Source organism: Nonlabens ulvanivorans (assembly GCF_032922765.1).
Lineage (GTDB): Bacteria > Bacteroidota > Bacteroidia > Flavobacteriales > Flavobacteriaceae > Nonlabens > Nonlabens ulvanivorans.
Map to the genome: position 1 here is coordinate 1217947 of NZ_CP136694.1, position 19116 is coordinate 1237062.

Annotated in this window: 20 protein-coding genes and 1 other RNA gene; 8 read left to right on the forward strand and 13 right to left on the reverse strand. The window is 34.0% G+C overall.

The window, feature by feature from the left end; genetic code table 11:
• Window positions 1-8: 8 nt before the first annotated feature.
• On the forward strand, window positions 9-1748 hold the full coding sequence (locus tag R1T42_RS05525; protein ID WP_317291609.1) for a sodium:solute symporter: 1740 nt from the start codon (window positions 9-11) through the stop codon (window positions 1746-1748).
• A 13-nt stretch (window positions 1749-1761) separates the two neighbouring features.
• A complete protein-coding gene (locus tag R1T42_RS05530; protein WP_317291610.1) occupies window positions 1762-2268 on the forward strand; it encodes a hypothetical protein in 507 nt (168 codons plus the stop codon).
• 74 nt (window positions 2269-2342) lie between these two features.
• Here the strand turns inward: R1T42_RS05530 and R1T42_RS05535 are convergent, their stop codons facing one another.
• The 5 genes from R1T42_RS05535 to R1T42_RS05555 form a co-directional block, all read right to left on the reverse strand.
• Complete coding sequence (locus tag R1T42_RS05535) at window positions 2343-3188, reverse strand: DUF2911 domain-containing protein (protein ID WP_317291611.1); 846 nt, start codon at window positions 3186-3188, stop codon at window positions 2343-2345.
• A gap of 78 nt (window positions 3189-3266) precedes the next feature.
• Window positions 3267-3650 carry a sulfite exporter TauE/SafE family protein gene (locus R1T42_RS05540; protein ID WP_006795324.1) on the reverse strand — a complete coding sequence of 128 codons (384 nt, stop codon included), beginning with the start codon at window positions 3648-3650 and terminating at the stop codon, window positions 3267-3269.
• 20 nt (window positions 3651-3670) lie between these two features.
• Entirely contained in the window at window positions 3671-5140 is a 1470-nt protein-coding gene (cls, locus tag R1T42_RS05545) for a cardiolipin synthase (protein WP_317291612.1), read from the reverse strand.
• A gap of 2 nt (window positions 5141-5142) precedes the next feature.
• Window positions 5143-6090 (reverse strand): lytic transglycosylase domain-containing protein, encoded by a 948-nt coding sequence (locus R1T42_RS05550; protein ID WP_394805719.1) that lies wholly within the window; start codon window positions 6088-6090, stop codon window positions 5143-5145.
• Between the two features lie 42 nt (window positions 6091-6132).
• Window positions 6133-6780 (reverse strand): alpha/beta hydrolase, encoded by a 648-nt coding sequence (locus R1T42_RS05555; protein ID WP_042246936.1) that lies wholly within the window; start codon window positions 6778-6780, stop codon window positions 6133-6135.
• A gap of 186 nt (window positions 6781-6966) precedes the next feature.
• Here R1T42_RS05555 and R1T42_RS05560 point away from each other — a divergent pair, with 186 nt between their 5' ends.
• A complete protein-coding gene (locus tag R1T42_RS05560) occupies window positions 6967-7278 on the forward strand; it encodes a GNAT family protein (RefSeq protein ID WP_036584917.1) in 312 nt (103 codons plus the stop codon).
• Between the two features lie 2 nt (window positions 7279-7280).
• On the opposite strand, the gene kdsB is transcribed toward R1T42_RS05560, so the two are convergent.
• The 4 genes from kdsB to R1T42_RS05580 are packed head-to-tail and all read right to left on the reverse strand — an operon-like array spanning window position 7281 to window position 10540.
• Window positions 7281-8024, reverse strand: coding sequence for a 3-deoxy-manno-octulosonate cytidylyltransferase (gene kdsB, locus R1T42_RS05565; protein ID WP_317291614.1), 744 nt, complete (start codon window positions 8022-8024; stop codon window positions 7281-7283).
• 3 nt (window positions 8025-8027) lie between these two features.
• Window positions 8028-8492 carry a hypothetical protein gene (locus R1T42_RS05570; protein WP_317291615.1) on the reverse strand — a complete coding sequence of 155 codons (465 nt, stop codon included), beginning with the start codon at window positions 8490-8492 and terminating at the stop codon, window positions 8028-8030.
• 15 nt (window positions 8493-8507) lie between these two features.
• Window positions 8508-9110 (reverse strand): DUF4126 domain-containing protein, encoded by a 603-nt coding sequence (locus tag R1T42_RS05575; protein WP_036584912.1) that lies wholly within the window; start codon window positions 9108-9110, stop codon window positions 8508-8510.
• Between the two features lie 2 nt (window positions 9111-9112).
• Window positions 9113-10540: an ATP-dependent DNA helicase gene (locus R1T42_RS05580; RefSeq protein WP_042271372.1), complete on the reverse strand. Its 1428-nt coding sequence runs from the start codon at window positions 10538-10540 to the stop codon at window positions 9113-9115.
• Between the two features lie 119 nt (window positions 10541-10659).
• Between R1T42_RS05580 and R1T42_RS05585 the strand changes: the two genes are divergently transcribed.
• The 4 genes from R1T42_RS05585 to R1T42_RS05600 are packed head-to-tail and all read left to right on the forward strand — an operon-like array spanning window position 10660 to window position 13400.
• Complete coding sequence (locus R1T42_RS05585; protein WP_052408588.1) at window positions 10660-11427, forward strand: hypothetical protein; 768 nt, start codon at window positions 10660-10662, stop codon at window positions 11425-11427.
• Between the two features lie 22 nt (window positions 11428-11449).
• Window positions 11450-12181, forward strand: coding sequence for a DUF3822 family protein (locus R1T42_RS05590; RefSeq protein WP_317291858.1), 732 nt, complete (start codon window positions 11450-11452; stop codon window positions 12179-12181).
• A complete protein-coding gene (rsmD, locus tag R1T42_RS05595; protein WP_036584906.1) occupies window positions 12172-12723 on the forward strand; it encodes a 16S rRNA (guanine(966)-N(2))-methyltransferase RsmD in 552 nt (183 codons plus the stop codon). The genes R1T42_RS05590 and rsmD overlap by 10 nt, the downstream gene beginning before the upstream one ends.
• Before the next feature lie 38 nt (window positions 12724-12761).
• Window positions 12762-13400, forward strand: a complete 639-nt coding sequence (locus tag R1T42_RS05600) for a DUF3885 domain-containing protein (protein WP_317291616.1) — start codon at window positions 12762-12764, stop codon at window positions 13398-13400.
• 100 nt (window positions 13401-13500) lie between these two features.
• Here the strand turns inward: R1T42_RS05600 and R1T42_RS05605 are convergent, their stop codons facing one another.
• Both R1T42_RS05605 and rnpB read right to left on the reverse strand, forming a co-directional pair.
• A complete protein-coding gene (locus R1T42_RS05605) occupies window positions 13501-15138 on the reverse strand; it encodes an ABC-F family ATP-binding cassette domain-containing protein (protein WP_317291617.1) in 1638 nt (545 codons plus the stop codon).
• A 98-nt stretch (window positions 15139-15236) separates the two neighbouring features.
• An RNA gene (gene rnpB / locus R1T42_RS05610) (RNase P RNA component class A) lies at window positions 15237-15552 on the reverse strand.
• 100 nt (window positions 15553-15652) lie between these two features.
• Here rnpB and dnaX point away from each other — a divergent pair.
• Window positions 15653-17530, forward strand: a complete 1878-nt coding sequence (gene dnaX, locus R1T42_RS05615) for a DNA polymerase III subunit gamma/tau (protein WP_317291618.1) — start codon at window positions 15653-15655, stop codon at window positions 17528-17530.
• 55 nt (window positions 17531-17585) lie between these two features.
• On the opposite strand, the gene R1T42_RS05620 is transcribed toward dnaX, so the two are convergent.
• Both R1T42_RS05620 and R1T42_RS05625 read right to left on the reverse strand, forming a co-directional pair.
• Entirely contained in the window at window positions 17586-18146 is a 561-nt protein-coding gene (locus R1T42_RS05620) for a porin family protein (protein WP_317291619.1), read from the reverse strand.
• A gap of 72 nt (window positions 18147-18218) precedes the next feature.
• On the reverse strand, window positions 18219-19115 hold the full coding sequence (locus tag R1T42_RS05625; RefSeq protein ID WP_317291620.1) for a Ppx/GppA phosphatase family protein: 897 nt from the start codon (window positions 19113-19115) through the stop codon (window positions 18219-18221).
• Window position 19116: the final 1 nt, after the last annotated feature.

Sequence of the window (19116 nt, forward strand, 5' to 3'; positions counted from 1 at the left end):
TGCCGTTTATGGAAATAATTGATTGGACGATTCTTACATCAACACTAGCCTTTATAGTGTTGTATGGAGTTTATAAAACTCGAGGAAAACAAACCAGCGAAGAGTATATTAAAGGTGGTGATGCAAGATGGTGGACGGTAGGACTATCGGTAATGGCAACACAGGCTAGTGCTATAACATTTTTAAGTACACCAGGACAGGCTTATACAGATGGTTTAGAATTTGTCCAGTTCTATTTTGGTCTGCCTATTGCGATTATCATAATTTGCGTGACATTCATTCCCATTTATCATAAGCTTAAAGTATACACTGCTTATGAATTTTTAGAAAAGCGATTTGATGTTCAAACCAGATCACTAGCCTCAATCCTATTTCTTATACAACGTGGACTAGCTGCAGGAATTACCATTTATGCGCCAGCCATTATACTGAGTGCCGTACTGGATTGGGAACTAAAATATCTAAATATAATTATAGGAATTCTAGTTATAATTTATACCGTATCTGGTGGAACTAAAGCGGTAAACGTTACCCAAAAACAGCAAATGATCATCATCATGGCAGGTATGATTACTGCCTTTGTTCTTATCGTTACACAGTTACCTGATAATGTAACCTTTGACAATGCATTAACCATGGCCGGTAGCGCAGATAAGATGAAAATTTTAGATTTTGATTTTTCATTAAATGATCGCTACAATGTATGGAGCGCCATTTTTGGTGCTAGTTTTTTAATGTTGAGCTATTTTGGAACTGATCAATCACAAGTACAACGTTACCTGTCTGGTAAATCTATTAAGCAAATGCGTATCGGCTTATTATTTAATGGATTACTTAAAGTACCGATGCAATTCTTTATTCTTATGGTAGGTGTCATGGTTTTTGTATTCTATCAATTTAATGATACACCTTTGAACTTTAATCCTGCTGCCGAAAAAGCTGTTATGGAAAGTGAATATGCAGCAGATTATGAAGCCTTACAAGAGCGCCACTACTCTATCCTGCATGAAAAGCAAACCATGCAAGATAACTATGCCAAAAAGCTGAATAATCAATACATAGCACCTGAAGATAAATTAGAGTCACGTCTGAATTACTTCCGTCAGGCAGAAGAAGAAAACAGAGAAGCTGCAAGACAATTAATAGCCAAAGCAGACGATGGTATTGAAACTAATGATAAGGACTTTGTTTTCATTCATTTTATTCTACACCATTTACCTAAAGGCTTGATAGGTCTTTTACTTGCCGTAATTTTAAGTGCTGCAATGAGTTCAACAGCGTCAGAGTTGAATGCCTTAAGCTCCACGACTGCCGTAGATATTTATAAGCGTTTTAATCACAATGATACTAAGGATGATGATCATTATGTGCGCATGAGTAAATGGTTTACACTTATGTGGGGAATAATAGCTATTATTTTTGCTAGTGTTGTATCGTTATTTGATAATTTGATACAGCTAGTAAATATTATAGGTTCGTTGTTTTATGGAACTATCCTTGGGATTTTCTTAGTGGCTTTCTATTTAAAAAAAGTACGTGGTCGTTCGATATTTATTGCCGCGTTGATTTCAGAAGCTATTGTGATAGCATTCTATTGTGTAGATGAGTTTGTTCCTGATGTGAAATTATTACCGTTCTTATGGTTGAATCCATTGGGAGCATTGATTACTGTAGGACTAGCATGGTTGATAGAATCTAGTGGTTCTAAAAATGATACTGAAGAAATTACACATTTTCAAGACGTTTAAATTTTAAAATCATATGATACATTATTATTACTCAGACGGCATAAATGAGTTCGGCCCGTTTCATCTAAATGAGTTAAAAGAAAAGGCATTACGTCCTGATTTTAAGATTAGGACTGAAAATAAAAGTTTTGTTGCAACTGCCTCTAGCATTGCAGAATTAGATGTTTTATTTCAAAAGCCTGCTGCAGCTGTTCAAAATGTGACCTTCCATAAGCAAACTAATTTACAACCAGCTACCCAGAAGTCATCAAGCGATAAATTATTGATTGCAACCCTTATTTTGTGGTTATCAACAATGTTGTTAAATGCTATTGTGAGTGCCATTTTTAGTTATAGTTACTCTTCAAATTCTCAATATATCTTTTTGGGATTAGTTAACTTAATTTCGGCTGCATTACCATTATTGATAGCTTTAAGTATACAGGATAAAACTCTTAAAGTCATCGGGATTATTATCTCCGTAATCTTGATGATTAGGTTTATTTTTGGTGCTGTGCAATTAATGACATTCTCTTTTTAAAACAAAAAAACCACTTAATTTCTTAAGTGGTTTTTTAAATCCGCTTTCGCAAAAGCGATATTATTTACAGGTTATTACATCTTAACGCCCCATTCTTTAAGGCTATCTTTATTCATCTTTACATAGTCAGCATTACCTGCAGCAGTAGCTAATGCTAGAGACTGCTTTGCAGATGCTATAGCGGCACTCGTATTGCCCAATTTAGCTTCTATAAGTGATTTTTTACGGAACATCCAAAACGCTTTAGGGCTCAATACAGTTGCCTTAGTAATCCATTCGTGTGCTTTTTCTAAATCTTTATCTGCATCAAGATAAAAAGATGCTGCAGAATAGTAATCGTTTGCGCTAGGACCTGCCATTACTTTATCAATACTAGCTTCAGTTTTTGCTTTAGTAGGCACTGAGAAAGGAACTGCTACCATAGTATTAGCCCACATAATTTGTAAATGAGCACCATCCATGTTAATCTCATTAATTGCCATGGTAAAACTTTCTTGAGTATTTTTTAGTTTGCTTACGGGCACGGTAACCATTGCAGCTACTTTAGAATCGTCCCACTCTCTAGGTGTTCCCCAATTAGAATGATCAGTATAAAAATAAACATCCCATTCTTTTTTACCAGGCTTAGTAAATACTGCATAAGTCCCAGCTTTTAATTCATTCCCAGCCACCATCACATCATCAGAGAATGAAACCTCAGAGTTAGCATTTGCACCGGTTCTCCACATTTTATCAAAAGGTACTAAATCGCCAAAGATATCTCTATCTCTCATAGCCGGTCTAGAGTATTCTAGGGTAACCTCTGTAAGACCTACAGTTTGTTTAACCATAGCACTAGGGCTAGGTTGTGGTGCTTCAATTTGTGCTGTAAGAGTTGTAGCTACAAACAAAGACATAAAAGCAAGTAATGTATATTTCATAATAGAAAAAATTGAATTAATTTAAATGTAAATAAACAGCTTTTATCGTTTATCTATTGTTAGGGTTTTCTTAATACCTTAAGCTTTGGCACTTGAAAAGAAAATCATTTTAACAGCCACAATTATTAAGATGACTCCAAAAATCTTTTTTAACAACTGTTGATTTATACTTATGGCCAATTTAGTTCCAAAATAACCACCAAAAACAAAAGCAACAGCGATCACTAATGCATAACGCCAGTCGAGTTCATGACCATTTTTATGATACGTATATGCAGCAAGAAATGTGACAGGAACTGCTAATACAGCAAGGCTTAATCCTTGTGCTTGATGCTGACTATAACCTAAAAACCATATTGCTAGTGGCACCATAATAACGCCACCACCTACTCCTACACTACCACTTAAAAACCCTGCTAATAAGCCTAATAGCAATAAGAGTAAAATAATTTCTAATGTCATTTTCTTTTTTGGTTTCATAGTTATAATAAAGGAGCCCACAATCTACAAAAAGACTCTTTAAACTTATTTGCTTTATCTCTTTTTATCCACAGCTCTAATAAAACTTCTTCGCAATATTCTAAATCCTTTTGAAATTGGACATTTAATTCTTGTGAAACCTCTTCATCATAAATTAATGCGTTAATCTCAAAATTAATATCAAAACTGCGATAATCCATATTTGAAGTCCCTATGGTACAAAACATATCATCAACTACCATTGTTTTTGCATGTAGCATTCCCCTATGATACCAGTGAACATATATACCACTTTCTAATAAATCCTGGAAATATGATCTAGACGCATATCTTGCTGCCCAGCTATCTCCTTTTTTAGGCACCATGATGTGAATTTCTACACCACTGCGTGCAGCACTTTTTAAGCTCGTTAAAATCGCTTCATTGGGTATAAAATACGGTGTGGTGATATAAATACTTTTCTCTGCTGTGTTAATAGCAATAAAAAGTGCTTCCATAATATTTGCCCAGTCTGTATCGGGACCACTAGCAGCTATTTGAACGGCTTTATTTTCAGGAAAATCAATCTCTGGGAAATAGCTAGATGGAATTTCATAATTTTCATCTTGTCGTTTCACAAAGTACCAGTTCAACAACCATTGCGCTTGCAGGCTTTTAACAGCATGACCTTCTATACGCAGGTGTGTATCACGCCAGAACTGACCATTGTGATTTACGGGCTCATTCACATAATCATCACTTATATTCACGCCACCTATATAACCTATACTACCATCTATAATAAAAATTTTACGATGATCGCGATAATTTGCCTTACGTGTAAATTTTGAAAAAAGAACGGGCATAAATGCCTCATACTCGATACCTACAGCATTCATTCTGCTCTTATTAGCTCTAGAAATAGAACTTCCTACAGAATCATAAATAATTTTAACTTTAATTCCACGTTTTGCAGCTTCTATTAAAGCATCGATCACATCTGTCCCGATATGATCGTCACTCAAAATAAAATACTCAAGATGAATATGATTTTGAGCGTTTTTAATATCCTCAAAAACACGATCAAATTTTGATCTACCGTTGATTAAAACATCTAAATTATTGCGTAACGTTAAGGGTGCTGCCTGGTTATGTCTTAACAGCTTCACCATTTTAAGACGATCTATTAAAAAAGTCTCTTCATATTTATCAAGATCATCATTTGATACATGCAAACGTTTATTCCAGTCTTGAATAAGTTCATTTGCATTAAGATCTTTTCTTTTAAAAATTTTAGATTTTCGGTATTCAAGACCAAAAAAGTAATAGATACCCAATCCTAAAAAAGGTAAGGCTACTAAAAACAATAATGAAGAAACTGTTTTACGTGGGTTCTGATTACTACGTATCAAGAAAAACGCTGCACTTAACGCAACGACATAATTGATAATAAGAAGACTTAAAAACCAATTACTAAGAACCCAGTTTAACATAACTAGTCGTAGTAACCATTTTCTGGAATTTCAATTTCGTATAATTTCCCAGACTTGTTATTCAACTTATTTTCTCTCAACCATGGATTATGGATTTTTAAAATTTTATAGTTTATAGAGTTCGCTTTCGCGAAAGCTGCTAAATCATCAATCTCATAATCCACTAAGATTTTTTTAGTAGGTACTTGGTAATAGTATTGCTCAGGCTCCACATTAAAACCAAAGCTTTCTGGACTTTTAAGAATTTCTTTTAACGCTAGAATCCTAAACACATATCTACCTGTCTCCTGTCCTAGCAATAAATCATAATAAGAAGTTGCTTGTTGTCGCTCTAACTCGCGATTTATCCCAGCATTTCCCGCATTATAGGCAGCAGCAGCAAGTGTCCATGTTCCCATTCTTTCTTTACTATCCTTTAGGTATTTACAAGCAGCGCGTGTCGCTTTCTCTAAGTGGTAACGTTCATCTACATTACTATTTACTTCTAAGTCCAATTCTTTACCAGTTGCGCTCATAATTTGCCAGAAACCACTAGCTCCTGCAGGTGACTTTACATTATCGAGACCACTCTCAATAACCGCTAGATATTTAAAGTCATCTGGGATTCCTTCTTCTGCCAGTATAGCTTCTATAATAGGAAAATATTTTTTTGATTTTTTAACTAGCATGATTCCGTTAGATTGCCAGTAGGTATTTACTAAAAATTCACGGTCTGCACGCTCTTTAATATCAGGATGATGTAAGGGTACAGATTCTCCTGCAAAATCTAATGTTTTAGGAAGCTCTAACGCATATACTCCATAATCGCCCACTCGTGATGGATCTTTTAACTCTGGAGTCTTCATAGGCTCCATTTCTTGAAGACTAGAGTTTTGTTGCACAGCACTTACTGCTAGCAATAAAACGACTACTATTCCTGCTCCTAATAATATCTTTTTCATGCGTTCTATTTTTGGTTTAAAGATAAGGGAATCCCATTGAGTCTAAAACTGTTATTGTGAAATGATTTGAGGTAAGTTATCATTAAACCAGCGGAATCTATTAATAATCATTATATGAGTTCCATCTGGTACTATAGTCACATTTTTTATGTATTTGATGGGAAAAATCGGGTCTTTATCTCCATGAATATGTATTACATCTTCAGGCATATCTTGTTGATCCCAGTTGATTATCGTATCCAGTGCCCAATCTAGATAACGTCTATCATTAACTGATAAATATTTCTTGTACAGCTCAAGCTTTTTAGGTGCAATTCCAAAGGTATACTTAACTAAAGAATCCATATTTTCAAAAAGACGAGTAGGCACGATCTTATGAAGCTTAGTGACTTTGCTAAAATGCATACGTCTAGGGAACTCGCTGTTACTTTTTGCACTAGAAATGATAATGGTTTTACGTACTATAATTTGTTTTGCAATCTCTTGAACAATGATACCACCAAATGAGACTCCTATAACCACAGGGTTTTCATGATGGATTTGTTTTATTAAACGTGTAACATAATTCTTTAAAGGCTCATTTTTTTCAGGAATGATCCAGTGCATAAAAAACATTTCAAATTGTTCTGGTGGAAGCTTAATATTCTCAAATATCAAATCAGACGCAGCCATACCAGGCATAAAGTAAACAGGAATCATATTTTAAGAATAGATTTATAATCAATGTTTTAACAGATGCTATGATTAAGAAAATGTTATTTTAAAGTATCTTTACAAAGTTAATAAGAGCAATTTTTATGCTTTCACTAATCAACCACAAAGTTTTAATAAACTTATCCTTTAGTGAATATACCTAATCATATTTAGGAGTTAAAAAGAATGAAAATGGAAACATCAACTACGATTGAAATTACTGACAACACCTTTTTACGTCAGTATGAATGTACCAAAAATGGAGATTTAGCAAAAATTGAATATTCTCAACAAGAGCGAAAAATTTTCTTGACTAAATTTATCATTCCAGAGTCTTTAGAAGATGATGCTGATTTTAAAAATGAATTTTTAAGAGCTGTATTTCTTAACATTAGAGATGAAAAGAAAATTAAAGTAGTACCTACACATCCTAAAATAGCTGGATTTGTTCGACGCAATCGTCATGAATTTAAGGAAATGCTACCTGTGGGAATTAGTATTTAAACCTAATTAACACTTAACCACATTTGTCTAGCTGCATCTAAATCTGATGGTGTATCGATACCTATACTTGCATGGTCAGTAATGATCATGCTTATTTTTTTACCATGCTCGAGATATCTTAAGCACTCTATCTTCTCTTTTAATTCTAACGGTGTTGCACTAGAATTGTAAAAATCAATCAATGCCGCTTTTCTAAATGCATAAATCCCTATATGTTTATATACTGGCACCTCTACGTCAGTTGCTCTATTAAATGGAATTGGACTGCGAGAAAAATAGATAGCGTTACCTGATAAATCAGTAATAACCTTAACGTTATTAGAGTTATGAATGTCTTTCTCTTCTTTTAGCTCATGCATTAATGAAGCTAAAGCTATTGTCTCATCATCATCATTTTCAAATACTTCTAGCAATTTTTTTAAATCTGCCTGATTAGTAAATGGCTCATCACCTTGCACATTGATGATAATATCTGCGTCTATATTTTCGACAGCCTCGGCAATACGATCACTACCACAATCATGTTGCTTTTTGCTCATTACAGCCTTACCACCATGATCTGTAATCTCTTTAAATATAATTGAACTATCTGTAGCCACAATTACCTGATCAAAAAGATTTGTAGCTAGCGCAGCCTCATAAGTTCTTACAATGACAGACTTACCGCATAGATCTTGCATCAATTTTGCTGGAAATCTACTTGCTTCATATCGTGCTGGTATTACAGCAATAACTTTTAAACTCATGAATTAAAAATTAAGTGGTAATAAATTGAAAGTGGTACGTTCCCTTACCGGAATAGCCATCTCTTTAAAAGAGTCTATGATTAAATTAATATCAGATTGATTCATTATAATAAGGTTTCTATATCGTTCTGATTTCAGTTTTAAAGTTAAACGTCTATCATTTTTAGAGAATAGCGTTATGGAAATCAATTCTTCAATTTCATTAAATGGAATTGATTTAACAACCGTTGATTTAAAGAGATAATAATAGATTGCAAACAGAGCTACTGCTATATAAGCTCCTATTAAAAATCCTAACCAGAAAGAAGAAATATCATTTATGATAATCACTGTACACCATAAAATTGATGAACACAATAATACTATTTGCATCATTCGATAAGACCTTAAGTGGTCTTCAATGCTTAATATTTGTTTTTCAGTATCAAATCTTAATACCGAAGACTTTCGACCTTTTAGTACAGACATTATATGTTGAATGGTTTATGAAATCGGCTTTCGCGGAAGCGGTTTTTTCTTAAATAACTTCTTGTACAGTTTTCTAATTGCAATAAAAATCAACACAACAATTACTGCTGCAAAAATAGGTGCTATTAAAGAAAGAAAGCTTAGAATACCACTAAAACCTGCCTCGGCAGTACTTATTACAGGATTACCTATACCACCAGTGGTTGCTGTACTGGTTAAACGAGCAGCACCAGCAGTGCTAGCTACACTTGCTGCAGTTCCACCACCTGCAATAATCGCTAGTGTCCAGGTGTATACAGGATCTAAATCTCCTACTACACTTACCATAACTGCAGTACCAGCAATGGCCGCTAGCGGTACGGTGATAGTGTCTAATAAGTTATCTACATAAGGTATATAATAAGCCATTAACTCTACAATCGCTGCAACACCTAGTATGAGAACGGCGCTTAAACTACCTGCCCAAGCCCAATCTGGATTAAGCGGTACCATACCCATGTAAGCCGCGATACTTAAAAATAAAAGCGGTACAAAAACTCTAAATCCAGCACTAGCAGAAAGTCCAATTCCCAAGCATATACTGACAAAAATTTCAAAATTTGATGTAATCCATTCCATGGTTATGATTCTATAAAATAATCCTTATTAAAGCCTATAAGATACAAATTTGTTTTGGCACGCGTCACAGCGGTATACAACCAGCGCAAATAATCCTTTGATGGACCATCTGGTAAATATGGTTGTTCTACTATCACATTTTCCCATTGTCCACCTTGTGACTTATGACAAGTTATTGCATAAGAGAATTTAACTTGTAGCGCATTAAAAAACGGGTTTTCTTTAATCTCTTTATATTGTTTCCATTTTGGTAACTTAAGATAATCCATTCTCACTTCTTGATATAGTTTATTTGAATCATCATAAGTTAAAGATGGAGATTCTGACTCGAGTGTATCAAGCAATAGTACTGTTTCAAAAGGTTTTTCATCTGGATAATCTACCATACGCACCTTTACCTCTGCAAATCTGAAGCCATAAATATTTTTAAAATTATAAATTTCTAAAATTTCTATAATATCTCCATTTGCTATAAAACCAGCAGCACTACTGGGCTTTAACCAGTGGTAATTGTTTTTTACCACCATAAGGTAGTCGCCAGATGCTAGTTCGCTTTCGCGAAAAAGAATCCTAGACCGAATTTGTTGATTATATAAATTTGCTCTTTTATTAGACCTAACGATAATGGCAGTTTCCTCATGTCCTTGAGTGTCATAAGCTGTTTGAATAGCCTCCATAATCTCGTGACCATCGATAAGTCTATTAATATCAATAAATGGGTCTACATCAAATTTGAAGTCGTTATCTAGTTCTTCTATATGATTTCTAATACGTGTAGCATTTAGCAATATGCCAGAATCCTTTTCTTGTCGCTTTACCTCATCCAGTTCAATACAAGTAACCTCTTTTAAATAACGTTGTTCTAATAGAGTAGGTTCTAAAGCAGGGGAAACATCTAGTTTTACAGGTGGTAATTGAGCTGTATCTCCTATTAAGAGAAGAATACAACCTACACCAGAATATACATACTCAATTAAGTCATCTAGTAAAGAACCATTACCACCGAACATTTTGTTCTCACTAGCAACATCAGGTATCATTGAAGACTCATCTACTATAAATAAGGAATTACGATGCTTATTTTGTTTTAAGGTAAACTCTACATTTCCACCTTTACCTTGTGCTTTGGGATAATAAATTTCACGATGTATCGTACTAGCCGTTTTATTACTATAACTACTAATTACTTTTGCCGCTCGACCTGTAGGTGCAAGCAGCACACAACTCATTTTGGCTTTCCATATATTCTTAACAATGGCACTAATTATAGTCGTTTTTCCTGTTCCGGCATATCCTTTTAATAAAAATAGTCTGTCCTTATCTTTATCAATGACAAAAGAAGATAGCTCTTCAAGCGCTCTATCTTGTTCATTTGTAGGGACAAAAGGAAAATCGGTGTGTATTATTTTGTAATATTCTGCTGCAGTCATGAATTATTGGTGAAAACCTGATGATAAACTTAACTCAAATTTGAAATGTGACGCTAGGATGAGTCAAAAAATATTGTAGATTTGTTAGCTTTGAAACCAAGATAATTATTTTAAAAAATATGACTGCTCTCATTACATCAATAGTATTAGGAATTTTAGCATTAGTAGGACTAGCTTTTCTAATTAATAAATTACCTAAGAAATTACATATTGTTATTATAGTGTTCTTATTAGCATTGATTGGCTACTTTGGATATGAACTATTTGATTCAATAGCAGCTCCGGTAAAGTTTGAAAAAGTAAAAGAAGAAAGATATAAGAAAGTAATTGCCCAATTGATTAAATTACGTGAGGCAGAAAATGCTCATAAAACAATTACTGGAAAATATACAGATGACATTAATAAACTTGCAAAGTTTGTAGACACTGCAAAATTTGCATTAGTACAAAGAAGAGATAGCTCTGTAGCTGATCGCGATAAGAACAAACGTTTTGGACTTAACGCAGACAATGGTGGTTACTACAAAGAAATTGTTGTTACAGATACACTAGGATATAAATCTGTGAAAGATTCATTATTCCAAAACGTAGATATTGCTACTTTACTAGACTATTCATTTACGACAGAAGGCAAGAAGATTGAAACTCCTGGGAAAATTTCTTTGGAAACAGGTACTTATTTTGATGATGATAATGCCATCAGTGTATTTGAAGCTAGAGCAAAGAAATCAGATATCTTATTTGATCAACCAGAAAGGTTACTTGAACAAGAATTAAGAACTAAAGCTGTAGAAGGTGTTACTGGAGAAGAAATTGTTGTAGGAAGCTTAACTGAAGTAACAACAAGTGGAAACTGGCCTAGACAATATGCCACTAGCCCAAAGTAATATGTCTGCAATGCATAAAAAAATGTCCGTCTTGATTCATCAAGATGGACTTTCTTTTTTTATCTACTCATCAAAGGGTATTGAAAATCGCATTCTTAAATCTTTTAAGCATGAGTCTAATCCGATTGAAATACTACAAGAGATTGAAAATATTTACGAAACTGAGGTTAATTTAAATCAACAGTTTGAAGAAGTAACTTTAATATATAATCACTCGATTTTTACAGGTGTCCCATCTAGCATTTATGATGAGCAACACCAGTCTGATTACTTAAAGTATAATGTACGCCTATTAGAGACAGATGTGATAAGTACGGATGACGCTATCGAAGTATTAGACTATAAAACAGTTTATATCGCTTATACTAATATTAATAATTACTTTTTTGATAAATATGGTGATTTTAATTATTACCACTACTCTACTCTTTCTTTACAAAAACACTATTCTAGAAATGACCTGTCCAAGTCAGAAGTTATCATTGATATAAAAGAGTCACAATTTTATATCACTATTTTTGAAAAAGGAAATTTGAAATTACATAATAGTTATCCTCATCAAGCAGCAGAGGATATTCTCTACTATACATTATTTACCGCACAGCATAACCAATTGGATCCTGAGAATATGGCTTTAAAGATTATAGCAAGTGCAAAAAACGATGCGGTTTACGATTTACTTTATACCTATGTACGTGAGGTTAACTACGTCATCGACTCAAACACTTATATAGAAGACATTTTATGCGTATAATTTCAGGAATACATAAAGGGAGAAGAATACAGGCTCCAAAGAATTTACCAGTAAGACCTACTACAGATATGTCTAAAGAAGCCCTATTCAACATTTTAAGGCATCGCAAGCATATTCCAGGTATCAAAGTATTAGAGCTATTTGCTGGAAGTGGTAATATGAGTTATGAATTTGGTAGTCGTGGTGCATCTAGTATTCTAGCAGTAGACCAACATAAGCCGTGTCTAGATTTTATAAAAAAAACAGCAAGCGCTTTAAATCTACCTATTGATACCAATAAAGCAGATGCTTTTAGTTTTTTAGAAAAGCATAAGGGTAGTTATGATTTAATTTTTGCAGATCCACCATACGGATTAGAAGAAGAGCAATTTCATTCCATTGCTACTCTAGTCATGGAAAACGAACTTTTAGTACCTGGTGGAATTTTTATCATGGAGCATTCTAAGCATACTGATTTATCCAACCATCAATGGTTAGAAAGCTCTAGAAGATATGGTGGTACAGTATTTAGTTTCTTTGAAAATCCTGATGAGGAAGAATAAAATCAAACTAATTTATTTCAATAAGACATTGTTTTACAATGATTAAAGAAGCTCTTCTTAAAGAATTAAACGATTTGCAATCTGAAGTAAATTTAACGGATTTTAATACGCTAGAACGTAAACTTAAATATTTTTTGAGGTTTGAATTAGGTGATAATTTAGAGAACGGAACAAAACAACGCGTTAATCAGGCTACTATTCGAGCATCAGAACTTTTTGAAAGTCATTTTACAGAAGACTCTAAAATCTATATAATTATCTATGATTTCAGTAACAAAATATTTAATAATACCTCAGTCTATATTCATGAAATTCTCAATGATAATGAAATTAAAGGTGAAAGTTATGATGAAAAGTTAGCCCTGCGATATTTTGACTATGAAACGGAAATTGAATGGGTTGAAGGAAAACTATCAATATATTCTGGAAAAAGGAACAAAATTTCTCATGAGAAAATTTTCAACGGAATTGCTAATTATGAAATGGGATTCGAACCTTACATTCATCAATTAATTTACTTTTTTGAGAAGAAAACTCAAAAATGGTTTTGGATGTATGATGATAGAGGATGTCTGATGTATAGTAATGAAACATCGGAATTAAAAGATAACTTCACAAAATTTGACTCTTGGATTGTTGAATCTCAAAGAAATCAAATGAAAGAACAATTTAGGTAATTATTTAATTCGCTATGAGTTTTGAGATTGCTTAAATGATTAAATTATATATTCCTCTTATTAAGTAAAAGACTGAAGTTAATCTTAAGAAATCTAATCCCTACCCCATCAAATTAATATCAGCGATGTTTTTAATTCTATTTCTTTCTAAGAATGCATCAATGGTTTCAAAGTGTTCTATCACACGTTGATCTTTAAATTCAAATACTTTTTCTGATAAGCCTTGCAAGAAATCTCTATCGTGAGATACCAAGATTAAAGTACCATCATAAGTAGATAAAGCTTCCTTTAAAACATCTTTAGATTTAATATCTAAATGGTTTGTAGGCTCATCGAGAATTAACAAATTCACAGGTTCTAGTAATAACTTTACCATAGCTAGCCTGGTTTTTTCACCACCAGACAAAACACTCACCTTCTTTTCTAAGTCATCACCACTAAACATAAATCTCCCTAGAATATTCTTTAATTGTGTACGCACATCGCCTTCTGCCACTTCATCAACTGTTTGCCATATTGTTAAATTATTATCTAACAAAGCTGCCTGATTTTGCGCAAAATATCCAACTTTTACATTGTGACCTAGTTGACAATTACCTTCTACTTCTATCTCATTAAGAATAGCTTTGATCATCGTTGACTTTCCTTCACCATTACGACCTACAAAGGATACCTTTTCGCCTCGAGCTATAGACATATTTGCATCTTTAAAAACCACGTGATCTCCATAAGATTTTGATACATCTTTAACGGTTACAGGATAATCACCAGATCGTGGTGATGGCGGGAAACTGAGTTTTAATGCAGACGTATCTACCTCGTCAATCTCAATAACCTGTAACTTCTCAAGCATCTTCTCTCTAGAATTAACCTGATTAGTTTTAGAATAAGTTCCTTTAAATCGTTCTATAAAAGCTTTAGTATCGGCGATAAACTTTTGTTGTTCTTGATATGCTTTAATTTGATGTGAACGACGATCTGCTCTTAACACTAGGTAATGGGAATAGGTTGCTTTATAATCATGGATTTGTCCCATGGTAACTTCAATAGTGCGATTAGTGATGTTATCTATAAATGCTTTATCGTGTGAGATAACCATTACAGCGTCTGCTTTATTAACAAGAAAATCTTCTAACCAAATTACAGATTCTATATCAATATGATTGGTAGGCTCATCGAGTAAAATCAAATCTGGTTTTTGTAATAGAATTTTAGCAAGCTCAATACGCATACGCCATCCACCACTAAATTCACTGGTTGGTCTTGTAAAATCTTCTTGTTTAAATCCTAGACCTTTGAGAGCTTTTTCTACTTCGGCATCATAATTTACTTCTTCTAGCGCATAGAATTTTTCTCCTAAATCTGTTACACGTTCAATGATTGCCATATACTCTGCACTTTCATAATCTGTACGAGTCGTTAAAGCCTCATTAAGTTCATCCATTTCCTTTTTCATAGATGTGACGTGTTTAAAGGCTTTGGCTGTTTCTTCAAAAACGGTACAATCATCTGAGGTTAACAAATGTTGTGGTAAGTAAGCAATAACAGTATCACCTGGAGTTCTCACATGACCACGAGTAGCTTTTTGTTCACCAGCGATGATCTTCATCATGGTAGATTTTCCTGCTCCATTTTTACCCATCAGTGCTATTTTATCTGTTGGATTAATGACAAATGAAACATCACTGAAAAGTGTGGTACCACTAAATTCTACGGCTATATTTTCTACTGTAATCATGTTGAAGTTTTTGCAACGGCAAAAGTATGATTATTCTATACTTATATAGAAATCTAAATATGATTAAAGAGAAGGAATTTGTAAAAATTACTAAACGTAAAAAAAGCAGGTCTATAAGCCGGATTCTGTTACTTGATTTCTCAAGCACTCTATCATTTATCTAGAATTACAATTACTTGCAATCTCTATCTGTTTACCCTTCAGAATCGCGCGGATCGCGCTCAATCTCTGATATACGCAACATTTCACCGTATAGAGTTTACCTGGTTTCACTACAGCATTACCTGTACATACTTTCTGTTGCACTAGTCCTATTACGCTTTCGCGAAAGCGTAATGACGGCCATTAACCGTTATACTATCCTATGGTGCCCGGACTTTCCTCTTCATAAGAAGCGATAGAGCGACCTGCTGACGCAAAATTACTTTAAATATTGACACCGATGTTGATAATTTAATGAAATAAAACAGTAGAAATAATAGCCAAATTTAACGAGGCGTTTATCTTTGAATCGATGGAGCCATTTATAGTATCTGCTAGAAAATACAGACCCGAGACTTTTGAAGATGTCGTAGGACAAAGCGCTATTACTAAAACGCTTGAAAATGCAATTGCTAGTAATCATCTAGCACAAGCTTTGCTATTTACTGGTCCTCGTGGTGTAGGAAAGACAACCTGCGCCCGTATTCTTGCAAAAAAAATCAATCAACAAAATGCCGAGGTTGATCCCGATGAGGATTTTGCCTTTAATATTTTTGAACTAGATGCTGCTTCTAACAACTCTGTAGACGATATACGTAGTCTTACAGAGCAAGTACGTATTCCTCCACAAGTAGGTAACTTTAAGGTCTATATTATTGATGAGGTACATATGCTATCAACAGCGGCTTTTAATGCGTTTCTTAAAACCTTAGAAGAACCGCCAGCACATGCTATATTTATTCTAGCAACTACAGAGAAGCATAAAATTATACCTACCATTCTATCTCGTTGTCAGATTTTTGATTTTAAACGTATTACTGTGGCAGACATGCGAGGCCATTTAAAACGTATCGCAGGTATTGAAGGAATTACAGCAGACGATGAAGCATTGCATATTATAGCTCAAAAGGCTGATGGTGCCTTGAGAGATTCACTTTCTATATTTGATAGGGTTGTCAGTTTCTCAGGTAAAGACCTGACAGTACAAGCGGTAACTGAGAATTTAAATGTACTTGATAGAGAGACTTATTTTAACATCAGTGACCTTATCATAACTGGTAACATACCGCAATTACTGGTAGATTATGATGTGATCATGTCTAAAGGTTTTGACGGTCATCATTTTATCGCTGGCCTTGCTTCTCACTTCAGAGATTTAATGGTTTGTAAAGACGAGAGAACTCTTCATCTACTAGACGTGTCTGATACAGTGAAAGTAAAATATGCCGAACAATCCAGAAAAGTCGATTTAGTATTTTTAAGAGAGGCCATCAATTTAAGTAATGAAGCCGATTTTAAATATCGCAGCAGTCGGAACCCGAGACTACATATTGAATTGTGCCTTATGCAGCTTGCCTCTATCTTAACAGATGGAGAAAAAAAAAATGATGTAAACTACATCATTCCAGCTTCCAATTTTAAGAATCATCCTGTTGCTGCTGAAGCGTCTAGCTCTTATCAAACACCTCAAGAACCAGCAAGTAAACAAATTGAAGAAGCTACAGCGGTGCAAGCTAGTCAACCTTCAAAAATCGAAGCGTCTAACGCACTGAATCGTACTAGTAGTAATCAAAGTATCGATATCTCTATAGATAAAAAAGAGCTAACTAAACCTATTATTGAGTCATCAACCGTTTCTCATCAGACATCTAGACAAGATACCACGACTGCCCAACAAAACTCTAATAAATCTATTGAAGAAGCTCGTAAAGCCTTATTAGATAGAAATAAAAACAATGTTAGTGGTTTATCGCTACAAGCCATTAATGCAAAAAAGGCTCATGTAGTTAAAAACAATCAGGATCACATAGAAACGGACGCTCTTCCTGAAGAAAATTTTACAGAGCAAGATGCTCAAGAGTGCTGGTCATCTTATGCCGCACATTTAAGAGAACGTGGTCAATTGATTCTAGCCTCTATAATGGAGGCTGATACACCTAAACTTATCGATCACAAACTAGTATTGCGCTATCCTAATCTTTCTATGAAAGAAGATTTAGAGAAAGCACAAGGTCAAGTTCTAGAACATATCAAAGCTGCTTTGAAGAATTATAATATAGAATTAGAAATTCATGTTGATAAAGCTGTACAGAAAAAATATGCCTATACCGATCATGAAAAATTCCTCAAACTAGTGGAAAAAAATCCAGCGATAGACTTGTTGCGTCGCAATTTTGATCTTGAGTTTTAAAACAAAAAAAGTCCTTAATTAAGGACTTTTTTTAAATATTTACACTTTAAAACTACTATAGCTTATAGGCAAGACCTAATTGAAAGTATCTATTATTTGCTTCATTAAGTTCTCCAAATTCTCTATCAAATACATTAGATAAACCATAACCATAGCGCACATCAATCGCAAAACTGTCGCTAAAGTTGTATCCAACACCACCTACAGCCGCAAAATCATAGTTATAATAATCATTATTATCTCTTTGTCCTACATTTACACCTACTTGAGGACCTAATTGTAAAAAGAACTTCTGACCTAAATTTACTTTAGCAAGTACACTTACTTGAAGCCAATTTGTTTTAAGCTCTACATTATCTCCAGATTCTAATCTGATTTCATCTGCCTTTGCACCTAATGCAGACAGACCTATCTCAGGCACTAAAGAAAAGCTTGAGCTTACTGGTATGTTAGCAAAAAAGTTTGCGTGAAAACCGATGCGGCTATCTAAATCGATATCGTCACCTTCAAGAGAAGAGTAATTCAATCCAGTTCTAAATCCGTAGCTAGCTGTAGTTTGAGCAACACCTATAACTGGGATAGATATTAAAGCTATAAAAAGTAATAATTTTTTCATTTTTAAATAATTATGGCGACAAAGTTAAAAGACACATTGATTTTGTAGTAAATATAATTCAAAACTTAGCTTCTATCGTTGATCTGCATTAAAAATAGATTTAATGATACCATCAGCAAGACCTATTTTAGGCACATATATATTCTTTGCACGACTCCATTTCATGGCACTTAAATATATACGACAAGCTGGGATAATAACATCTGCCCTATCTTGATTAAGATTTAAATAGTAAACGCGCTCTTCATAAGTATAAGATTGAAGCTTTTCATAATAGCTAGACAAGTACAAATAAGACAATGGTTTACCCGTAGATTTTTGACTAGATTTATAAATATTATTGATGTTACCACCAGATCCTAATAGTTCAACTTTAGCATAAGGCTTGCATATTTCCTTAATCCATTGTTCTGCTTCAGACCATAGTTTCTTAGTAACCATATCATTAAGCAATCGTACTGTGCCTATTTTGAATGACCTCGAAGCCTTTGCTTCACCATCTCCAAAAAGAGTAAACTCGGTACTACCACCACCTACATCAACATATAGATATACTTTGTTGTCATGTATCATAGAGTGTAAATCTGTCATCGCAATAATAGCTGCTTCATGAGATCCATCTATAATTTCAATATTGATTCCGGTTTTTTTCTTTATCTCTCTTGCTACCTCTTCTCCATTTTGCGCTTCACGCATTGCGCTTGTAGCATAAGCCTTATAATTTTCGACTTTATGAACATCCATTAGTAAAGCATACGATTCCATACTTTTTACCATCCTGTTCATATTCACTGATCCTATCTCTTTAGTTGTAAAAACATCTTGTCCTAAACGTATAGGTACCCTAACTAGGCTGATTTTTTTAAATACTGGAGGCTCATCATCAAATAAGGTAACCGATGCGATTAATAATCTAATGGCATTAGATCCTATGTCTATGGCTGCATATTTACGAATTCTAAAACTCATG

Bases quoted from the DNA above. Each gene is read 5' to 3' on its own strand.
- R1T42_RS05570 (WP_317291615.1), bottom strand. From the start codon at position 8,492: ATGTCTGTACTAAAAGGTCGAAAGTCTTCGGTATTAAGATTTGATACT.
- dnaX (WP_317291618.1), top strand. From the start codon at position 15,653: ATGGAGCCATTTATAGTATCTGCTAGAAAATACAGACCCGAGACTTTT.
- rsmD (WP_036584906.1), top strand. From the start codon at position 12,172: ATGCGTATAATTTCAGGAATACATAAAGGGAGAAGAATACAGGCTCCA.
- R1T42_RS05605 (WP_317291617.1), bottom strand. From the start codon at position 15,138: ATGATTACAGTAGAAAATATAGCCGTAGAATTTAGTGGTACCACACTT.
- R1T42_RS05560 (WP_036584917.1), top strand. From the start codon at position 6,967: ATGGAAACATCAACTACGATTGAAATTACTGACAACACCTTTTTACGT.
- R1T42_RS05535 (WP_317291611.1), bottom strand. From the start codon at position 3,188: ATGAAATATACATTACTTGCTTTTATGTCTTTGTTTGTAGCTACAACT.
- R1T42_RS05525 (WP_317291609.1), top strand. From the start codon at position 9: ATGGAAATAATTGATTGGACGATTCTTACATCAACACTAGCCTTTATA.
- cls (WP_317291612.1), bottom strand. From the start codon at position 5,140: ATGTTAAACTGGGTTCTTAGTAATTGGTTTTTAAGTCTTCTTATTATC.
- R1T42_RS05575 (WP_036584912.1), bottom strand. From the start codon at position 9,110: ATGGAATGGATTACATCAAATTTTGAAATTTTTGTCAGTATATGCTTG.
- R1T42_RS05625 (WP_317291620.1), bottom strand. From the start codon at position 19,115: ATGAGTTTTAGAATTCGTAAATATGCAGCCATAGACATAGGATCTAAT.
- R1T42_RS05530 (WP_317291610.1), top strand. From the start codon at position 1,762: ATGATACATTATTATTACTCAGACGGCATAAATGAGTTCGGCCCGTTT.
- R1T42_RS05590 (WP_317291858.1), top strand. From the start codon at position 11,450: ATGTCCGTCTTGATTCATCAAGATGGACTTTCTTTTTTTATCTACTCA.
- R1T42_RS05555 (WP_042246936.1), bottom strand. From the start codon at position 6,780: ATGATTCCTGTTTACTTTATGCCTGGTATGGCTGCGTCTGATTTGATA.
- R1T42_RS05620 (WP_317291619.1), bottom strand. From the start codon at position 18,146: ATGAAAAAATTATTACTTTTTATAGCTTTAATATCTATCCCAGTTATA.
- R1T42_RS05580 (WP_042271372.1), bottom strand. From the start codon at position 10,540: ATGACTGCAGCAGAATATTACAAAATAATACACACCGATTTTCCTTTT.
- R1T42_RS05600 (WP_317291616.1), top strand. From the start codon at position 12,762: ATGATTAAAGAAGCTCTTCTTAAAGAATTAAACGATTTGCAATCTGAA.
- R1T42_RS05585 (WP_052408588.1), top strand. From the start codon at position 10,660: ATGACTGCTCTCATTACATCAATAGTATTAGGAATTTTAGCATTAGTA.
- kdsB (WP_317291614.1), bottom strand. From the start codon at position 8,024: ATGAGTTTAAAAGTTATTGCTGTAATACCAGCACGATATGAAGCAAGT.
- R1T42_RS05540 (WP_006795324.1), bottom strand. From the start codon at position 3,650: ATGACATTAGAAATTATTTTACTCTTATTGCTATTAGGCTTATTAGCA.